The sequence below is a fragment of the Halocynthiibacter sp. SDUM655004 genome, assembly GCF_026015885.1.
Taxonomy (GTDB): Bacteria; Pseudomonadota; Alphaproteobacteria; order Rhodobacterales; family Rhodobacteraceae; genus Falsihalocynthiibacter; species Falsihalocynthiibacter halioticoli.
In genome coordinates this window covers 129,229-147,116 of the sequence record NZ_JAPDUG010000001.1, presented here as the reverse complement: position 1 = coordinate 147,116, position 17,888 = coordinate 129,229, and the positions used below count along the sequence as shown (strand labels likewise).

Below are 17,888 nucleotides of genomic sequence, written 5' to 3'. Positions count from 1 at the left end.
CAGGAAAATGCCAATGACAGGCCTCTCGGTTCATGCGCTAACTCTTTCCCATTTCCGCTCGCACAAAGTGAGCCGATTAGAGCTATCCGGCAAACCCGTTGCGATTTTCGGCCCAAACGGCGCAGGCAAAACCAATGTCCTTGAGGCAATTTCGCTTCTCTCTCCCGGTCGGGGTCTCCGCCGCGCAAGCGCTGCTGATATGACACGCAAGGCCGGTGTGGACGGCTGGAAAATCTCTGCGGTCTTAAACTCGCAATCCCACCTATATGAAATTGAAACATGGTCTGAAGGTGGCGCGGCACGACAGGTCAAAATTGACGGAAAATCCGCCCCGCAAAACGCCTTAGGCGAGATTGCGCGCGTTCTCTGGCTCATCCCTTCCATGGATCGGCTCTGGATAGAGGGCGCTGAAGGGCGTCGTCGGTTTCTTGATCGAATGGTGCTGAGCTTTCTGCCCGAACACGCCGACGCAGTGCTGACTTATGAAAAATGCATGCGCGAGCGCAACAGGCTCTTGAAAGACCAAGTGCGCGATCCGTCATGGTATCTCGCACTTGAAAAACAAATGGCAGACGTCGGCGCGCAAATTTGGGCCAATCGCCACCATACCGTCAACAAACTCACAGACGCGCAAGAGGCGGCGGAAACCAGCTTTCCGAAGGCCGATCTCGCCCTGTTTCATATTGATGACTCCGCCCCAAAGCCCGAACAAGCCCAAGACCTAGCCGCTGCATTCGCGGACAATCGCGCGCTCGATATTCGCGCCGGACGCACGCTCATCGGCCCCCATCGGGCAGATCTCGGTGCGGTTTACGCCGAAAAAGACGTACCCGCCAAAGACTGCTCCACAGGCGAGCAAAAAGCGCTGTTGATCTCCCTTATTCTCGCAAATGGGCGGGCCTTGGCGAACGAAATCGGAGCGCCACCGATTCTGTTGCTTGATGAGGTTGCTGCACACCTAGATTCCAGCCGCCGCGCCGCGCTCTATGACGAGCTTTGCGCCCTTAACGCACAGGCCTTCATGACAGGTACTGGAGCGGAACTCTTTGTTGAGCTCGGTGCGCGAGCGGACCACCTTGAGGTAACTGATAATGACGGCACATCTGAAATTCGTGTTGCCAAATGACACTCGCGGCCTCTGACCTCGCCCTATACGCCTTCGCGTTGCTCGTCTTGTTCCTAACTCCCGGCCCTGTCTGGGTTGCGATTGTGGCGCGCGCTTTGTCTGGCGGCTTCTCTGCGGCATGGCCGCTCGCATTTGGCGTTGCGATTGGCGATGCCTTCTGGCCATTGCTTGCTGTTCTTGGCGTTAGCTGGCTGGTTGAGGAAATTGATGGGTTGATGACGATTCTGCGCTACGGCGCTGCTGCGTTTTTCCTCTATCTCGGTATACAGCTTATCCGCCACGCAGACCGCACAATAGACACCGATAGCCGCCTGACCCGCCCCGGAGTGCTGGCCGGATTTCTGGCCGGCGTCGCCGTTATCCTCGGAAACCCAAAGGCGATCCTGTTCTATATGGGTATGCTGCCCGGGTTCTTCGATCTCACACAGATCACACCACCAGACATTGCCGCAATCGTGTTCTTGTCGATTATTGTGCCCTTTGTCGGCAACCTGATATTTGCCGCGTTGGTACACCGTTTAAGAGGGTTTCTCAGCACGCCCAAAGCACTTTCCAGGCTGAATATTTTTGCTGGCGCTCTCCTGCTCGGAGTCGGGGCGTATCTTACGGTTTCTGCCCTCGTATAATTGCGCTCAATTGCGTGACAATCCTCTGGAAACACCGTATAAATATTCAAAATTTGAAGGATCGCGAACATGGCTGAAAACGAGCAGCAACCAGAAGAATACGGTGCCGATTCCATTAAGGTTCTCAAGGGCTTGGAGGCCGTGAGAAAACGGCCCGGTATGTACATCGGTGATACCGATGACGGCTCTGGTTTGCACCACATGGTGTATGAGGTTGTGGACAACGGAATTGACGAAGCGTTAGCTGGTCATGCCGACGCCGTGACCGTAACAATTCACGAAGATTCTTCGGTATCCGTAAGTGACAACGGACGCGGAATTCCGGTTGGAATGCACGAAGACGAAGGTGTTTCTGCGGCCGAAGTTATCATGACCCAGCTTCACGCGGGCGGTAAGTTCGACAGCAACTCTTACAAAGTATCCGGCGGCCTTCATGGCGTTGGTGTTTCGGTTGTGAACGCGCTCTCTGATTTTCTTGAGCTCCGCATTTGGCGTGATGGCAAAGAGCATTTCGCACGCTTCGAACACGGCGACACGGTTGAACACCTGCGCGTTGTTGGTGATGCAAACGGGCGCAAAGGAACCGAAGTACGCTTTCTTGCCTCGACCGATACATTCTCTAACCGCGACTTTAGCTTTGAAACGCTCGAAAAGCGTCTTCGCGAGCTTGCGTTCCTTAACTCCGGCGTCCGCATTATCCTCCGTGACAATCGCCCCGTAGAACCGCTTGAGACAGAGCTTTATTACGAAGGTGGCGTTAAGGAATTCGTGAAGTTCCTCGACCGAAGCAAAACCGCCGTTATGCCAGAACCGATCTTTATGGTCGGCGAGAAAGATGACATCGGCGTTGAGGTCGCAATGTGGTGGAACGACAGCTACCACGAAAACGTCCTGCCCTTTACCAACAACATCCCACAGCGCGACGGCGGCACCCATTTGGCCGGTTTCCGCGGCGCGTTGACACGCACAATCAACAGCTACGCCCAATCCAGCGGTATCGCGAAGAAGGAAAAGGTTTCCTTCACCGGTGATGACGCACGTGAGGGGCTTACCTGTGTGCTGTCGGTAAAAGTACCGGATCCGAAATTCAGCTCTCAGACCAAAGACAAACTTGTCTCTTCCGAGGTCCGTCCAGCGGTTGAGAGCCTCGTAAACGAAAAGCTCGCAGAGTGGTTTGAAGAGAACCCGAATGAAGCCAAGCAGATCGTTGGTAAGATTGTAGAGGCTGCACTTGCCCGTGAAGCGGCTCGGAAAGCACGGGAACTCACACGCCGCAAAACCGCGCTCGACGTGAATTTCCTCGCTGGCAAACTCAAGGATTGCTCTGAAAAAGACCCGTCCAAAACCGAAGTCTTCCTCGTGGAGGGGGATTCCGCCGGCGGTTCTGCACAAACAGGCCGAGATCGGATGACACAGGCTATTTTGCCCCTCAAGGGTAAGATCCTGAACGTAGAGCGCGCACGGTTTGACCGCATGCTTGCCAGCCAAGAAATCGGCAACCTCGTGATGGCGCTCGGCACTGGTATTGGCCGCGACGAGTTTGACATCAGCAAGCTGCGTTACCACAAGATCGTCATCATGACCGATGCCGACGTGGACGGCGCGCACATTCGTACGCTCCTGTTAACATTCTTCTATCGGCAAATGCCTGAACTTATCGAAGGCGGTTATCTCTATATTGCGCAGCCACCGCTCTATAAAGTTTCGCGCGGGAAATCAGAGGTTTACCTCAAAGATCAGGCCGCAATGGACGATTACCTGATCGAGCAGGGCATCGATGGCGCTGTGCTGCGTCTTGCATCTGGCGAGGAAATCGTTGGCGCTGATTTGCGCCGTGTTGTGGACGAGGCGCGCCAAGTGCGCCGCATCCTACAAGCCTTCCCGACCCACTATCCGCAGCACATTATCGAACAGGCTGCTATCGCTGCCGCTTTCGTACCGGGCGCCGTAGATGAAAACCTACAGGCTGTTGCAGACGCAATCGCTGCACGTCTGGATAGCATCGCTGTTGAATACGAGCGCGGTTGGCGCGGCCGTCCAACACAGGATAAGGGTATTCGTCTCGCGCGTATCCTGCGCGGTGTTGAAGAGGTTCGTACACTTGACGGCCACGTGCTGCGCTCTGGTGAGGCACGCAAGCTCGGAAGCTATACCGAGAGCCTTCTGGATGTTTACAACAAGCCTTCAAAACTCGTCCGCAAGGATAAGGAAACTCTCATCCATGGACCAAGCGAGTTGCTGCAAGCGATCTTGAAGGAAGGCGAAAAAGGCCTGTCTCTTCAACGCTATAAAGGCTTGGGCGAGATGAACCCTGATCAGCTTTGGGAAACCACCCTAGACCCTGACGCGCGTATCCTTTTGCAAGTTAAGGTCGAGGATATGGCAGAGGCAGACGATCTCTTTACCAAACTTATGGGCGATGTCGTTGAGCCGCGTCGCGACTTTATCCAAAACAACGCTCTGAACGTCGAAAACCTCGACTTCTAAGTGCGCGTAGAGACACGTAAATTTCTGCATTCGCAGTAAAGGTCTGCGTAGTTGGCCCATAAGCTAGCTTAATTTCACGCCGGAGGTGCCTTACCGGCGCTAAAACGCACCTCTGGCGCAATCAATTTGCATGCGGATTACAATTAAATACTTGCTCAGTTGATTCAAAGTCAGAACGCTTCTTCCGACAAGGAGATGTAGTTCGACATTCCGCGCTAACGGCGTGAACCAGACCTTTGCCGCAAACTACGCAATGCCTGCTCACCTGTCATTTGGGTCATCATGACATCCATTGACTTGGCATTGTTGGGGTCAGTTCCAGTAATCTCTTTGTGTAGTCCGCTTTAGGGTCTTCATACACCTGCTCTGAAGGTCCTTTTTCTTGAATGCGTCCGTTGCGCAAAACCACAACATCATCCGACATCTGGCGCACGACCGATAGATTGTGGCTGATAAAGATGACGGTTAATCCAAACGCCTTTTGCAGGTCTTTCAGCAGGTTCAAAAGCTGTGCTTGAATGGATACGTCGAGGGCCGAAGTTGGCTCGTCACAGATCAGTATTTTCGGCCGCGCCAAAAGAGCCCGTGCAACCGCGATGCGTTGACGTTGGCCACCGGAAAACTGGTGAGGAAACTTATTGATTGCCTCGGGTGGCATGCCGACAAGGCCGAGCATGTCTGCACACAATTCCTGTCGTTCCTTTTGATCCTTGACCAGACCATACAGCCAAAGTGGTTCGGCCAAGATATCACCAATCTTGTGCCTCGAATTCAGGGAGGAGAACGGGTCTTGGAAAACCATCTGCATCAGCTGACGCGATGGATGTTTGCGTGCTCTTGTTTTTCCACCAGGCAGATCGGCACTCCCAAGTGTCATCGTGCCATTGGCTGGTTTGACCAGTCCGGTCAGTGTTTTCGCCAGCGTAGATTTTCCGGAGCCACTTTCTCCGACAATTCCCATGACGGACCCCGGGCGAACGTCGAAACTGATTTCGCTTAGCGCGACAAACGGATCCGGCTTTCTAAAGATAGATGTCCGAACACCCGGAAAAGTAACGTCGATATCAGAGAGAGAAAGGCCGATCGGGTCCGACTTTGTACCGCTAAGCAACCACGCCTCTGCTTGGGCACCGCTGTTCATACTTGGTGTCACAATGTCGTCTTTCTCCGGCACCATGAAACGGTCTATCTTCCGATCGAGTGGGGGCACGGCCGCCATCAATTGTTTGGTATAGGTATGAACCGGATTTCCCAGAACCTGCGCAGTAGGACCGCTTTCAATTCCTTTGCCGTGCCGCATGACCGTTACTGTGTCGGCAATTCGCGCAATCACGCCGATATCATGGGTGATCAACATAAACCCGACCTTGCGTACTTCTGCAAGACGCCGGATTAGATCCAGCACTTGCGATTGCACCGCGACATCAAGGGCGGTTGTCGGCTCATCGGCAATAATCAACTCGGGATTTGTGCAAAGCGCTAAGGCGATAACAACACGTTGGCGCATGCCCCCAGAAAATTGGTGCGGATATGATTGCATGCGCGACGCCGCGTCTTTGATTCCCATTTCTTCGAGCAGATCAATTGCGCGGCTCTTGGCTGCAGCGGCGGAAATATCTTCATGCGCGAGGATGGTCTCTACGAGTTGGTCCTCAATGCGCATTAAAGGATTCAAGCTTGTCTGCGGGTCTTGAAAGATCATCGAAATACGCTTGCCGCGCAGACGGTGGGCTTCTTGCTGGTCCAGACCGCGCAAATCGGTGTCACCCAGCATCATGGTGCCGTCCGATATATAGCCCGGGCTTTGCAGCAGCCCGATAATTGCCGCGCCGACGGTGGATTTACCTGCGCCGCTCTCACCGACGAGACCATGAATTTCACCCGGCTTGATGGTCATCGACAAATCTTGCACGGCGGTAAAGTCACCAAAGCGAGACGGGAATTTTACGGTTAGGTTCTCAACCCTCAACATCAGCGCAGCCTCGGATTGAAGACGTCACGGAGGAAATCGCCCAGCACGTTGATGGACACGACCAGCGCGATCAGGAACAGCGTAGGTATCCACAAAATCCACCATTCGCCGGACAGGAGGAATTGCATCCCAATTCGGATCAATGTGCCCAATGACGGGCTGTCGGCAGGCAGACCAATACCAAGAAATGACAAGGTCGCCTCAAGCAAGATCGCAGAGGCTAGATCGACGGTCATGATCACCAGCAACGGCCCCAGAATATTCGGCAGGATATGCACAAACATGATCCGCAACGGGTGTTGGCCCTGCATCATTGCTGCCTGCACGTATTCCTTGTTCATCTGGACGAATGTCGATGCTCGTGCGGTCCGCGCAAAGTTTACCCAAAGCGACAGCGCAATTGCGAGCGTCAGAACAACGACGCGCATGTCTTGCCGTAACTCTGGGGGCAAGATTCCGCGAGCGATGCCATCGATCAACAAGGCAGTCAGGATCGCGGGTAGAGCCAGTTGGATGTCGGCGATGCGCATGACAACAGCATCAAATCGCCCGCCAATGTATCCGGCAGCCAACCCAAGCCCAACGCCCAAGATCGACGCGATCGCCATTGCACAGACCCCGATGATGAGCGAAAGCCGCGCGCCGTACAGGATGGAGGAAATCATATCTCGCCCCTGATCATCGGTGCCGAGCGGGAATTTGGATGTTCCGAATTCCTCCCATACAGGAGGCAGCAATCCATCCATCAGCGAAAACGATGAAAGGTCATAGGGGTCTACCGGCGCAATCCACGGCGCGAAAACTGCTCCGATCAGGATGGCCAGCGCAACAATCGCGGCGATCATCACCGACGGTGAGTGCGTGAAAAGCCAAAGGCCTTCATGGCGTTTGATAAAGTCGAGCATCAGGACACATCACTTATGCGTAAACGTGGGTCGATCAGCACATACAGAAGATCAACGATCAGGTTCACGAGAACAAAGAAAAATGCGATCACGACCAAATACACGCCCATTACAGGAATATCGACGAAGCGGATCGACTCGAGAAATAACAAACCCATCCCCGGCCACTGGAATACACTTTCGGTGACAATGGAAAACGCAATAACGCCGCCAAACTGAAGGCCAATGATTGTGATGACAGGCACCATGGTATTTGACAGTGCATGACGGAAATACATACGTCCCATCGGCACACCGCGCGCCGTTGCGAAGCGGATATAATCGGACTGCATAACGTCCATCATTTCTGCTCTCACGAGTCGCATCGTCAACGTAAGCTGATACACACCGAGTGTCAGCGCTGGCAAAATCAGGGAGCGCCAGCCGTCTATCGTTAGAAACGACGTTTCCCAACCGCCCACACTCACTGTGCCGCCGCGCCCGAACGTAGGCAGCCAACCCAGTTGAACGCCAAAAAAGAAGATCAGCATGATGCCGATGACAAAGGTGGGAATTGAAACGCCGACCAGTGTGAGCATCAATATCGTTTGCGTGGCAAACCCGCGCGGCCTCAGAGCAGTGTAGACACCCGCCGGAATGCCAACCAGCAGCGAGATCATCAGCGCAACTAGCCCAAGCTCCAATGTGGCGGGAATACGCGATGCGATCATTTCCGCCACCGGTTGACGCGTTCGATAGGAATATCCGAAATCGCCTTTCAACAAGTCGCCAGTAAAGCGCACAAACTGATAGACGAATGGGTCGTTTAGACCGAGATCTTCACGCAAGCGTTCGCGATCTTCCACCGAAGTTTCGACCCCCGTCATTTGAGACACGGGGTCACCCACATAGCGAAACAAAGAGAACGCCAGAAAGGCAACGGCGAGCATCACAAACACCGACTGTATCAGCCGTTTTGTCAGGAAAAACACCATTGCCTTACTGCTTTTCTATCTCGATCAGTTCACAGTGACCCAACGCAGCATAAAGAAGTTATCGGCGCGTTGAGTAACGTCGATATTGTCTTTCACTGCCCAGATCAGCGGCTGCGTATATAGCGGGATATATGCAACTTCGTCTTGCGTAATCTTGACCAACTCATCGATCATGTCCTGACGTGCCGCAGGATCGAGTTCTTTCAAGATCAAAGGCAACAGCTCATCAACGCGGGCGTTGGAATAGTTACCGAAATTCCAAGATCCCAATTTGGCCTCGTCGTCTTGGGTATGAAGCAAGAACCGCACCGGATGCTCGATATCGAATGTGCCTGGGGACCAGCCCAAGAGGTACATATCGAAATCGTCTGCTCGCAGCTGCTCCCAATAGTCGCGCACCGGACCTGTGGACAATTGTGCATCCAGACCGACAGCCGCAAACATCGAAGCTGCCGCACGGCACAGGGCTTCGTCGTTAATGTAACGGTCGTTTGTGCATTTCAAACCGAAGCTGAACCCATCGGGATACCCTGCCTCTGCAAGAAGTTCTTTTGCTCGCTCGGGATCATACGCGGGGCGGTCCTGATTGGCCTCGGAGTAGCCGGAAATATTTGCTGGCACCAACTGGCTAGCCGCTTCGATCTTACCGCGGAATAGCACGCGGTCGATGGATGCGATATCGATAGCATGTGCCGCAGCCAGTCGCACGCGCGGATCAGTAAACGGGTTCGTGTCGGTTACATCGTTTGAGTAGAGCAGCGTGTCGTGTTCATGTCCGAAACCGAACATGATGACTCGGGTTTCCTCACCTTCGATAACACGGAACCCATCACGGCTTTCGACCTGTTCAACGTCTTGCAACGGGATCGGCTCGATGAAATCAATGTCACCTGACAAAAGCGCGGCCAGACCAGTAGCGGAGTTACCGATCGGGGTAAACGTGGCTTCGGTGATGTTGTGAGTGGGCGTGTCCCACCATTCTGCGTGTGGTACCAAAACGGTCTTCACGCCAGGATCGCGGCTTGCAACGGTGAAGGGGCCGGTGCCATTCACATTCAGGGTCGCGAAATTCTCGGAATCCTTGGCAGGTAAAACCGCATCGTTCGACTTTGCCCAATCGGAATCGAGGATCATGAAGTTCGCGATAGACGATGGGAACAATGGATTTGGGGAATTCGTCAGGAATTCAATCGTGTAGTCATCAACGATGCGCACATCAGTAACTGGCGAGAACCATGACCGAGTATCGGCTGCTTCACTTGACGCGCGTTCATAAGAAAACATGACATCTTCGGAGGTGAAGGCAGCGCCGTCCTGAAATGTCACTCCTTCACGCAGATTGAAACGCCAGCCGTTCTCGCCCTCCAGCGGTTCCCATGACGTCGCGAGCGACGGTTCGATCGACATATCCGGCGCACGTCGTACAAGACCTTCATAGATGTTGTTTAGAAATGACAACACTGGCGTAGAGTTGACAGCGTGAGGGTCCATCGTCTGCGGATCTGTCTTCGACGCCCAGTTGAAGCTTTCAGCCTGAACGCTTAGCGCCGCCAATGAGAGCGCTCCTCCGAGCACAAATGATTTTTTTAGGTAATGGCTCATCGTCGGTTCTCCTGAAATTCGTTACCCGCTGAGACTGCGCATTATTCCAATGAGGTCAAGGCGGTTCTGGTCAACTTACCAAGTGTAACGAATTTGACCATTACATTGAAGGTTCGTTGTTAATCTCGAAAATAGAGGTTCGCTTTAGCCGCTCACAACTACTGAACGAACCCGTGAAATCAATTCGTCAATCCGAGCGCTCGCAGCGAATGTCTGCTTTGATGAGCAGCACGCTAACCCGTGGTGATTGTCGGCGATGGGCCATGACTGCCAATGAGCAGGAAGAAAGATGGCGGATAATGGAATCCGCAGTACGAAGGTTTCGAGCTATAGCAAGGCGTTGTTTGATTGACTTATTTTGACTACAGTCAAAGCAATTCATACCTTTACAGACATTTTAGATTAGCTTGAGTACCTTTCTTCAAACAGCATTTACATGAGAAACACTTTGGCCTCGAAACCCGTGACATTGGGCGAATTGCTCACAAATAATTTTGACTCTCAACCAAGCGCAATTGCTGGGTCGTGGATCGGTCGGACCCTTCTAAATCTCGCAAACTTCAGCCTTCTCGCATGCTTATCTGCGCTGCTTTTGTGGTTGTTTTTGGGAGAGACAGACCTGGGCATGGCCCCCGTTTTGATCCTTTTAGCGACATTGACGATGCTCTGGTGGTTGCTGAATCGCAGCGCTCGCGCACACAAGCAACATTTTCTGCTGCGGAATGATCGTCAGGGATTCATGCGCGAATTGCGACTGGATGAGAAAACAGCGGTTTTTGATGGAAGCAACATTTACCATCTTGGGCACAAACATGGCCTAGACGCCCAACCGCTTGGTGAAGTCGTAGACCTTCTTCGTTCGCAGGGATATCGTATCGTTTGTTTTTTTGACGCCAATATCTTTTACACACTCGGCAAACACGGGGCTTTTTCAAGCGGCACGCGACATTCATTGGCGATGCTCGAAAGTATCTTCGGGCTCAAGAAAAACGAAATCTATATCGTGCCTAGCGGAGTTCAAGCTGACAAATACATTCTCGAATGCCTCAATTATTTGCCAATATCCTTTGCTGTGTCCAACGACAGATATCGTGATTATGCACACAAATATCCGTCCGTGATGAAGGACAACCTTTGGCGCAAGGGCGTTAAAATATCGGGTGACGAAATCAGGTTGCTTCAACATCGCATTTAATAGCCACCGAAGCGACTTGACAGACCGCGGGATAATCCTGCGTTGCAAACTTCGACCTCTGAACAGCCAGCGAGGCAATACCTTCGTTCGCGTCCACTCTCGAGTGTCTAAAGACCGAGTTTTTGGCAAAGCTTAGCACTAACGCGTAACGATAAACTTCTGGGTAATGTATTGGGAATGTAGTGTGAATTCATGCGGAACTCATGCACATCCTTTCAAGTGAAGATTCGAATATTTCATCAATTAAATCAATGTTAAAGACGTGACTTTACGCGCACCCAACCAGCACAGGTGGCGACGCATTCGCCACGTCAATTACCGAACGATAACAGCCCGCTCCCCCGCAAATAGCGGGGCAACTTCTTTATGTGCTGCCCAGAACTCTGGCGGCATGTGCTTTGGTGTATTCTTTGGCAAAGTTTCGCGGAAACGGGCCAGCCGCTGCTCGGAAGGCGCGAGAATACCTTGCGCATAGCTCGCTGATTTCTTTGCTTTAATAAGATGCTCCGCAAGGCCAAGCGCTCTGTCGGTATCTGCCCAATAGGAACAGATCATTAGAATATCATGCCCTGACGCAAAGAAATCCGCTGCTACGGACGGGTCTTTGAAATAGCTGTCCATTGCGCGCATGCCTGTGTCGTCTGAAATCACAACGCCATCGTAGCCAAACCGACCACGAAGTTCTTCACGAACAATTCGGCTTGATAATGTCGCGGGAAAATCTGGATCAATATCCGGAATCATAACGTGCGAGGTCATGATCATCTGCATTCCCGCTTCAATTGCGGCCTTGAACGGCACCAACTCGCGGATATTGCGCTCTCCGGCAAGCGTATTCACAACAGGCAGTTCGTAATGTGAGTCCTGCGCTGTGTCTCCGTGGCCAGGGTAGTGTTTCGCACATGCTACAACCCCTTCGCCTTCCATCGCCCGCGCAAACGTCAGACCAGCCTTAACAACATCTTCTGGAGTAGTGCCAAACGCGCGAGGGCCAATGACCGGATTGTCCGGATTAGAGTCAATATCCAGCACCGGTGCAAAATTCAGGTTGATCCCCATAGACGCCAGCTCGCGCCCAACGGCAACGCCTACATTTTCAGCCTTGTCCACCCAATTTCGAGCGTAATCATATTGAGTTACTGGCTCGGGAGGCCGGCAGACCCGACCACCCTCATGGTCAATACTGACAACAAAATCATCGCGCCCAAGCGCAGCTGCAACCTCATTTAGCAATGACTGGTAGGCAGGGAACCATTCATCGTAGGGCGCATCTTGGAGGAAATTATCGCGGAAGAGCACAATCCCGAGCGGCTTAAGCGTGGCCAACATGTGCTTGTCATCTTTGTGCAACGACGTTGTCGGCCGAAGCCCCATCAGAAAATGCTGCCCGACTTCCGATAAATCCGCCATGCCTACCTCCGTTTTTCTTGCGAAAACAGTGGCACGTTCCGCAGACCGGAGCAAAGAGAAATACCGTTGGAGGTTACAGTAAAGGGGGAGTGAATTTGGCCCACCACATCCCCCTCAATCCATTGCGCCAAGAGATAGAGAGCTTGCAGGACGCGCCGGACTTTACTGTTAGCGATAACATACTCCAGCATCCGTCATTGGACAAGAGAGATTTTCGCGCTATCAATAAAGAAATCAAAATTTCATATGGTGGTTACATTGAGCCAGTCCTCCCCTGCAACTAAGCGTCCCCTCACCCTCCGCGATGTCTCTGAAGCATCGGGTGTGAGCGAAATGACGGTATCCCGCGTGCTGCGAAATCGTGGCGATGTCTCGGCGGAGACGCGGGTCAAGGTTCAGGAGGCGGCAAAGCGACTTGGATATGTCCCCAACAAGATCGCGGGCGCCTTGGCCAGCCAGCGGGTTAATCTGGTGGCGGTTATCATCCCGTCGCTTTCAAACATGGTATTCCCCGAAGTTTTAACGGGCATTTCAGACGTGCTTGATGACACGCCACTTCAGCCTGTTGTTGGCGTCACGAATTACCTGCCGGAAAAGGAAGAAGAAGTTCTCTTTGAAATGCTCTCGTGGCGGCCTTCCGGCGTAATCATTGCAGGTTTGGAGCACTCCGACGCTTCACGCGCAATGATGGAGAACGCAGGCATTCCTATCGTTGAGATTATGGATGTCGATGGCGAACCCATAGATGCAATGGTCGGCATTTCGCATCGCCGCGCCGGTCGCAAGATGGCGCAAGCGATTATCAAGGCTGGCTACAAACGCATCGGATTCATGGGCACAAAGATGCCGCTCGATCACCGTGCGCGCAAACGGTTTGAGGGGTTTACCGAAGCCTTGGCGAAAGCTGGGCTTGAGGTGGCCGATCAGGAATTTTACTCTGGCGGCTCTGCGCTCCTTAAAGGGCGCGAAATGACAGAGGCGATGCTTGAGCGCACACCAGACCTAGATTTCCTCTATTATTCCAATGACATGATTGGCGCAGGCGGGCTTCTTTATTGTCTGGAAAAAGGTATCAAGGTTCCGAAACACATCGGACTTGCGGGCTTCAATGGTGTCGAACTCTTAGACGGGTTGCCGCGCAAACTTGCCTCTATGGGGTCGGAACGCCGCGAGATCGGCAAGCTTGCCGCGCAAATCATTGCGCGCCGCGCGCAGGGGGAAGACCCTAGCCCGGAGGATCGCGTTGAACTTACGCCAAAGCTGAAGCTCGGCGATACTCTGAAGCGCAAAAAGCGTAGAGATTAAAGGCTAAACGCCAGCACTCGACTGATTTCCGTTAAACTGCGGCCTGATTGTTCGGCCCAAGTGTTGAAGGCATTTTGTGCTTGCGCCAATGCCTTTTGCGACGTCGGTGCCTTGTCGATAACCCCTTCAGCAACCAGCCTTCCCACCACATCGCGCGAGAAAATAAACCCGTCAACGCCCATAAACCGCAACGCATACGCCCCAGTATTCCCGCCAAGACGTGTGCCGCGCTTCTTAAGCATTTTTAGCAGCCCGACATAGTCATCCTTGGGCCATCCTGCCAATGCTTGGGCAACAGAGCCATGTTCATCACGCAACTCAAGCAGAAACGCCGCATTGTCTCGAACCGACAGGATCTTTGCCCCGTGCCGCACGATCCGCGTATCTTGGATGAGGGAGTCAAACATCTCGTCATCCATGAATGCACAGCGCCCAAGATCAAACCCGTGAAAAGCTTCTTCAAACCCCGGCCACTTTGTTTCAATCACCTTCCAGTTAAAACCAGCAGAAAACACATGCTGGCTAAACCGCGACAACCATCTGTCATCCGGAATTTCCAACAGCTCGCTCTGAGGCAAAGGCTTACTTAACAGCTCTTCAAGTGCATCGACGCCGCCCTTGCGGCTTGCCGAAATCTCGTAGATCTCATCGAAGCTACGCATTGGTTATCGAAGCTTCTTCAGAACGTTAACACTGGCGTACCCATCGGGCACCATACCTACATCCTCTTGAAACGCTTTAATCGCCGCAATCGTATTCGGCCCAATAATGCCATCCGTACCTTGTGGATCGAAACCAGCTTTGGCCAAAAGCTGTTGCATCTCAATCTTTTCCTTAAAATGTAACGGACGGTCAGCACGCGGCCAGGTCGCCTTAATCGGCGGGCCACCAGCAATTCGATCTGCCAAATGGCCCACACCAATCACATAGGCATCCGCCGTGTTGTATCGCTCTATCACATGGAAGTTGTCAAAGATCATGAACGCCGCTCCCTGCGCACCAGCGGGCAGCAAGATTGACGCGCGGCCATAGTTCGGCACCGACTTGCCGCTTACATCGCGCACGCCCATTTCGGTCCATGCCGGCACTGGTTTCTTTACACGTTCGCTTGTCTGCCGATAGTCGAACCCTTTTGGAAGGCGAACTTCAACACCCCAAGGCTGGCCTGTCTTCCATCCGAACTCCCGCAGATAAGCCGCCGTTGAAGCCAGCGCATCGGCAGGATTATCGTCCCAAATGTCGCGCTTTCCATCACCCGTGAAATCAACGGCATAGCTCAAATAGGACGTGGGCATAAATTGGGTGTGACCCATAGCTCCGGCCCAGCTTCCCTTCATTTTGCTTGGGGAAACATCCCCTGCTTGCAAAATCTTAAGTGCCGCGATCAGCTGACTTTCAAAAAACCGCCCGCGTCGCCCGTCATAGGCCAATGTTGCGAGTGCCTCTATAATCGGGACATCACCACGAAACGCACCATAGGCACTTTCAAGCCCCCAAACAGCGGCAACGATCTCTTTTTCAACACCGTAGGTCGCTTCGATCTGCTGCAACAACTCAATGTGTTTGCTCAACGCTTTCTTACCGTTCGAGACACGCGCATCAGAGGTCGCGCTATCAAGATATTCCCAAATCTGTTTAGTAAACTCAGACTGGTTGCGATCTTTCTTCACAATATCCGCATCATAGGAAATGCTGCCAAAAGCACTGTTTAGGGTCGCATCCGAAATTCCTTGGCCGCGCGCACGCGCCCGAAATTGGTGAATCCACGCCTCAAATCCCTGCTCACCTTGTGCCGCGCTCATGTGCATATCTCCTGTCACATCAGGACGTGCCATTGGGCGGGTCTTTTCACCCGCGGCATATGCAAATGCCGGGATACAAAGGGAAAGGGCAATGAGTATCGTTCGAAGTAATTGCATGGTTTTATCATTTGCTGCTCTCCCTTCAGAGTATCGCGTTTTTCAACTCTGTAAATTGTCCAGCCTTGTTTTAGCAAAGCTACGCCGATTTTTGCCGATACCTAGTTCCCACGCTTCCGCTTTACCTTGCGCTTCAATTTTGCCTTTTTCGCCCGTGTTTGACCCACTTTTCGGCCTCGATGCGTCTTTCCGCCACGCGAATTGGAGCTCTTGGGAAGCGCTTTCCCATCCAACTCCAAAAGGTCCAATGTGATGCCTCCTGTGACCGGAGTTGCCTCTGCAAGACGCACAAGCGCGCGTTGCCCAAGCCCAATCGTGAGACCTGTTTTCTCGCCACGAAGTGTGTTGGTTTCTTCGTCATGCACGAAGAACTCGCGCCCGATTGTTCCAATTGGAACCAACCCGTCAGCGCCAGTTTCATCCAACTTCACAAACACGCCAAACCGCGCAATTCCGGCAACGCGGCCACTGAACTCATTCCCCAATCGCTCTGAGAGATAAGACGCCAAATAGCGATCAGTCGTGTCACGCTCCGCAACCATAGAACGACGTTCGGTATCAGAAATCTGCTGTGCTGTTTCCTCGAGTGCCTCAATATCCTGTTCGCTCAGACCATCATCGCCCCACCCATGCGCGGTGATCAAACCGCGATGCACGATCAAGTCAGCGTAACGCCGGATGGGCGATGTGAAATGCGCGTAGTTTCGAAGCGCGAGGCCGAAATGAGCAAAGTTCTCTGGGCTGTAATAGGCCTGCGTCATGGAGCGGAGCGTTGATATATTGATCAACTCGTCCTGATCCGTGCCTGCGGCCTGTGCCAGCAATTGATTCAAGTGCCGCGTCTGGAGCACCTGCCCTTTTGCCAAAACCAATCCTGACGAAACAGCTGTCTCTCGCAAAGCTTCTAGCTTCTCTGTGCTTGGTTCTTCGTGAACGCGATAGAGCAGAGGCGTTTTCTTTTTCAGAAGAGTTTCCGCTGCTGCGACATTGGCAAGCACCATGAACTCTTCGATCATTTTGTGCGCGTCAAGCCGCTCGCGAAACGCAATCGACGCAACTTTTCCATCTTCGCCAAGCTCGATTTTGCGCTCTGGGAGGTCTAATTCTAGCGGCTGCCGCGCCTCTCTGGCCCGTGTTAGAGCCGCATATGCACCGTAAAGTGGCTTGATGACATCCTCTAACAGCGGCTCGCATTTTTCATTTGCGCGGCCATCCATCGCGTCCTGAACCTCGGCATATGCAAGCGAGGCCGCAGACTTCATCATCGCGCGATGGAATTCGTGAGAAATCTTAGTCCCATCTTTGTCGATGACCATTTTTACCGCAACGCAGGGGCGCTCAACGCCTTCGTGTAGCGAGCACAGATCGCCGGAAAGCCGATCTGGCAACATCGGCACAACGCGATCAGGGAAATAGCTGGAGTTGCCTCGCTTGCGCGCCTCGCGGTCAAGCGCCGACCCAGGCGTGACGTAATGCGCAACATCCGCAATAGCGACCCAAACGATAAAGCCGCCCTTATTGGCAGGATTAGTGTCTATTTGGGCGAAACAGGCATCATCATGATCGCGCGCGTCGACAGGATCGATTGTCACGAGAGGCATGTCCCGCAGATCGAGCCGATCACCCAACGGCGCCGGCTTTGCCTTATCGACTTCCGCGATTACAGCGTCAGGAAAATGATCGGGAATCCCATGCTGGTGAATGGCGATAAGAGAAACAGCGCGCGGTTCGGTAGGGTCTCCTAGGCGAGCAACGACCTTGGCGCGCGGAAGCCCCATGCGTCCTTTTGGGCCTGTTTGCTGCGCTTCGACAAGCTCGCCATCGCGTGCATCATCGGTCGCACCTTCAGGTACGAGCCATTCCTTATCCGCCCCTTTATCAATCGGAACAAGGCGACCACCTTCGTGGCTTTCGCGGAATATTGCGAGAATTCGAAGCGGGTTAGAGCCGATTTTACGTATGAGGCGCGCTTCATAATCAAACTCATCGCCGCCTACCTTTTTCAAGCGCGCGAGGATGCGGTTTCCTTTACCAAGGGCCGGATCGCCAGACTTTGGAACGACCACAACTCTGGGCTCCTCACCGGTTCCTTGCCATTCAAGGGGTCGCGCGGTCAGATCACCATCGGCGTCTGGCCCAATGACCTCCAGAACGCTCACGGGTGGTAGCTCTTCAGGGTCGGTATAGCTGCGCTTGCGCTTCTGTAGGTGGCCTTCGCTCTCGAGTTCCTTGAGCGCGCGCTTCAGATCAATCCGCGCAGCACCTTTGATGCCAAATGCCTTGGCAATGTCTCGTTTGCTCGTTTTCGTCGGATTGTCCGAGATCCACTGTAAGATCTCGTCTTTAGAAGGGATATGTACCATCCGC

At 53.1% G+C, this 17,888-nt stretch carries 13 protein-coding genes; 5 read left to right on the top strand and 8 right to left on the bottom strand.

Annotated features, from left to right (window positions below):
- The first annotated feature begins 13 nt into the window (after nt 1-13).
- From recF to gyrB, 3 genes are all read left to right on the top strand, one after another.
- Nucleotides 14-1,126 (top strand): DNA replication/repair protein RecF, encoded by a 1,113-nt coding sequence (gene recF / locus N9C89_RS00670; RefSeq protein ID WP_263951883.1) that lies wholly within the window; start codon nt 14-16, stop codon nt 1,124-1,126.
- On the top strand, nt 1,123-1,752 hold the full coding sequence (locus N9C89_RS00665; protein WP_263951882.1) for a LysE family translocator: 630 nt from the start codon (nt 1,123-1,125) through the stop codon (nt 1,750-1,752). Before recF ends, N9C89_RS00665 begins: the two co-directional genes overlap by 4 nt.
- Nucleotides 1,753-1,821: 69 nt before the next feature.
- Nucleotides 1,822-4,239, top strand: coding sequence for a DNA topoisomerase (ATP-hydrolyzing) subunit B (gene gyrB, locus N9C89_RS00660; protein WP_263951881.1), 2,418 nt, complete (start codon nt 1,822-1,824; stop codon nt 4,237-4,239).
- A 280-nt stretch (nt 4,240-4,519) separates the two neighbouring features.
- Here gyrB and N9C89_RS00655 read toward each other — a convergent pair whose 3' ends face one another.
- The 4 genes from N9C89_RS00655 to N9C89_RS00640 are packed head-to-tail and all read right to left on the bottom strand — an operon-like array spanning nt 4,520 to nt 9,692.
- Nucleotides 4,520-6,211 carry a dipeptide ABC transporter ATP-binding protein gene (locus N9C89_RS00655; protein WP_263951880.1) on the bottom strand — a complete coding sequence of 564 codons (1,692 nt, stop codon included), beginning with the start codon at nt 6,209-6,211 and terminating at the stop codon, nt 4,520-4,522.
- Nucleotides 6,211-7,116 (bottom strand): ABC transporter permease, encoded by a 906-nt coding sequence (locus N9C89_RS00650; RefSeq protein ID WP_263951879.1) that lies wholly within the window; start codon nt 7,114-7,116, stop codon nt 6,211-6,213. The genes N9C89_RS00655 and N9C89_RS00650 overlap by 1 nt, the downstream gene beginning before the upstream one ends.
- Nucleotides 7,116-8,090 (bottom strand): ABC transporter permease, encoded by a 975-nt coding sequence (locus N9C89_RS00645; RefSeq protein WP_263951878.1) that lies wholly within the window; start codon nt 8,088-8,090, stop codon nt 7,116-7,118. The genes N9C89_RS00650 and N9C89_RS00645 overlap by 1 nt, the downstream gene beginning before the upstream one ends.
- Before the next feature lie 24 nt (nt 8,091-8,114).
- Complete coding sequence (locus N9C89_RS00640; RefSeq protein WP_263951877.1) at nt 8,115-9,692, bottom strand: ABC transporter substrate-binding protein; 1,578 nt, start codon at nt 9,690-9,692, stop codon at nt 8,115-8,117.
- Nucleotides 9,693-10,431: 739 nt separating this feature from the next.
- On the opposite strand from N9C89_RS00640, the gene N9C89_RS00635 reads away from it, so the two are divergent.
- Complete coding sequence (locus tag N9C89_RS00635) at nt 10,432-10,887, top strand: NYN domain-containing protein (protein WP_263951876.1); 456 nt, start codon at nt 10,432-10,434, stop codon at nt 10,885-10,887.
- Nucleotides 10,888-11,202: 315 nt separating this feature from the next.
- Here the strand turns inward: N9C89_RS00635 and N9C89_RS00630 are convergent, their stop codons facing one another.
- On the bottom strand, nt 11,203-12,297 hold the full coding sequence (locus tag N9C89_RS00630) for a glycoside hydrolase family 3 N-terminal domain-containing protein (RefSeq protein ID WP_263951875.1): 1,095 nt from the start codon (nt 12,295-12,297) through the stop codon (nt 11,203-11,205).
- A gap of 258 nt (nt 12,298-12,555) precedes the next feature.
- Here N9C89_RS00630 and N9C89_RS00625 point away from each other — a divergent pair, with 258 nt between their 5' ends.
- Nucleotides 12,556-13,602 (top strand): LacI family DNA-binding transcriptional regulator, encoded by a 1,047-nt coding sequence (locus N9C89_RS00625; protein ID WP_263951874.1) that lies wholly within the window; start codon nt 12,556-12,558, stop codon nt 13,600-13,602.
- On the opposite strand, the gene N9C89_RS00620 is transcribed toward N9C89_RS00625, so the two are convergent.
- The 3 genes from N9C89_RS00620 to rnr form a co-directional block, all read right to left on the bottom strand.
- A complete protein-coding gene (locus N9C89_RS00620) occupies nt 13,599-14,264 on the bottom strand; it encodes a DNA-3-methyladenine glycosylase I (protein WP_263951873.1) in 666 nt (221 codons plus the stop codon). The genes N9C89_RS00625 and N9C89_RS00620 overlap by 4 nt on opposite strands.
- Nucleotides 14,265-14,267: 3 nt before the next feature.
- Nucleotides 14,268-15,521, bottom strand: coding sequence for a lytic murein transglycosylase (locus tag N9C89_RS00615; RefSeq protein ID WP_394358462.1), 1,254 nt, complete (start codon nt 15,519-15,521; stop codon nt 14,268-14,270).
- Between the two features lie 101 nt (nt 15,522-15,622).
- Nucleotides 15,623-17,884, bottom strand: a complete 2,262-nt coding sequence (gene rnr, locus N9C89_RS00610; protein WP_263951871.1) for a ribonuclease R — start codon at nt 17,882-17,884, stop codon at nt 15,623-15,625.
- Nucleotides 17,885-17,888: the final 4 nt, after the last annotated feature.

Excerpts from the sequence above, each read along its gene's own strand:
- recF (WP_263951883.1), top strand. The coding sequence starts at position 14 with ATGACAGGCCTCTCGGTTCATGCGCTAACTCTTTCCCATTTCCGCTCG.
- N9C89_RS00665 (WP_263951882.1), top strand. The coding sequence starts at position 1,123 with ATGACACTCGCGGCCTCTGACCTCGCCCTATACGCCTTCGCGTTGCTC.
- gyrB (WP_263951881.1), top strand. The coding sequence starts at position 1,822 with ATGGCTGAAAACGAGCAGCAACCAGAAGAATACGGTGCCGATTCCATT.
- N9C89_RS00655 (WP_263951880.1), bottom strand. The coding sequence starts at position 6,211 with ATGTTGAGGGTTGAGAACCTAACCGTAAAATTCCCGTCTCGCTTTGGT.
- N9C89_RS00650 (WP_263951879.1), bottom strand. The coding sequence starts at position 7,116 with ATGCTCGACTTTATCAAACGCCATGAAGGCCTTTGGCTTTTCACGCAC.
- N9C89_RS00645 (WP_263951878.1), bottom strand. The coding sequence starts at position 8,090 with ATGGTGTTTTTCCTGACAAAACGGCTGATACAGTCGGTGTTTGTGATG.
- N9C89_RS00640 (WP_263951877.1), bottom strand. The coding sequence starts at position 9,692 with ATGAGCCATTACCTAAAAAAATCATTTGTGCTCGGAGGAGCGCTCTCA.
- N9C89_RS00635 (WP_263951876.1), top strand. The coding sequence starts at position 10,432 with ATGCGCGAATTGCGACTGGATGAGAAAACAGCGGTTTTTGATGGAAGC.
- N9C89_RS00630 (WP_263951875.1), bottom strand. The coding sequence starts at position 12,297 with ATGGCGGATTTATCGGAAGTCGGGCAGCATTTTCTGATGGGGCTTCGG.
- N9C89_RS00620 (WP_263951873.1), bottom strand. The coding sequence starts at position 14,264 with ATGCGTAGCTTCGATGAGATCTACGAGATTTCGGCAAGCCGCAAGGGC.
- N9C89_RS00615 (WP_394358462.1), bottom strand. The coding sequence starts at position 15,521 with ATGCAATTACTTCGAACGATACTCATTGCCCTTTCCCTTTGTATCCCG.
- rnr (WP_263951871.1), bottom strand. The coding sequence starts at position 17,884 with ATGGTACATATCCCTTCTAAAGACGAGATCTTACAGTGGATCTCGGAC.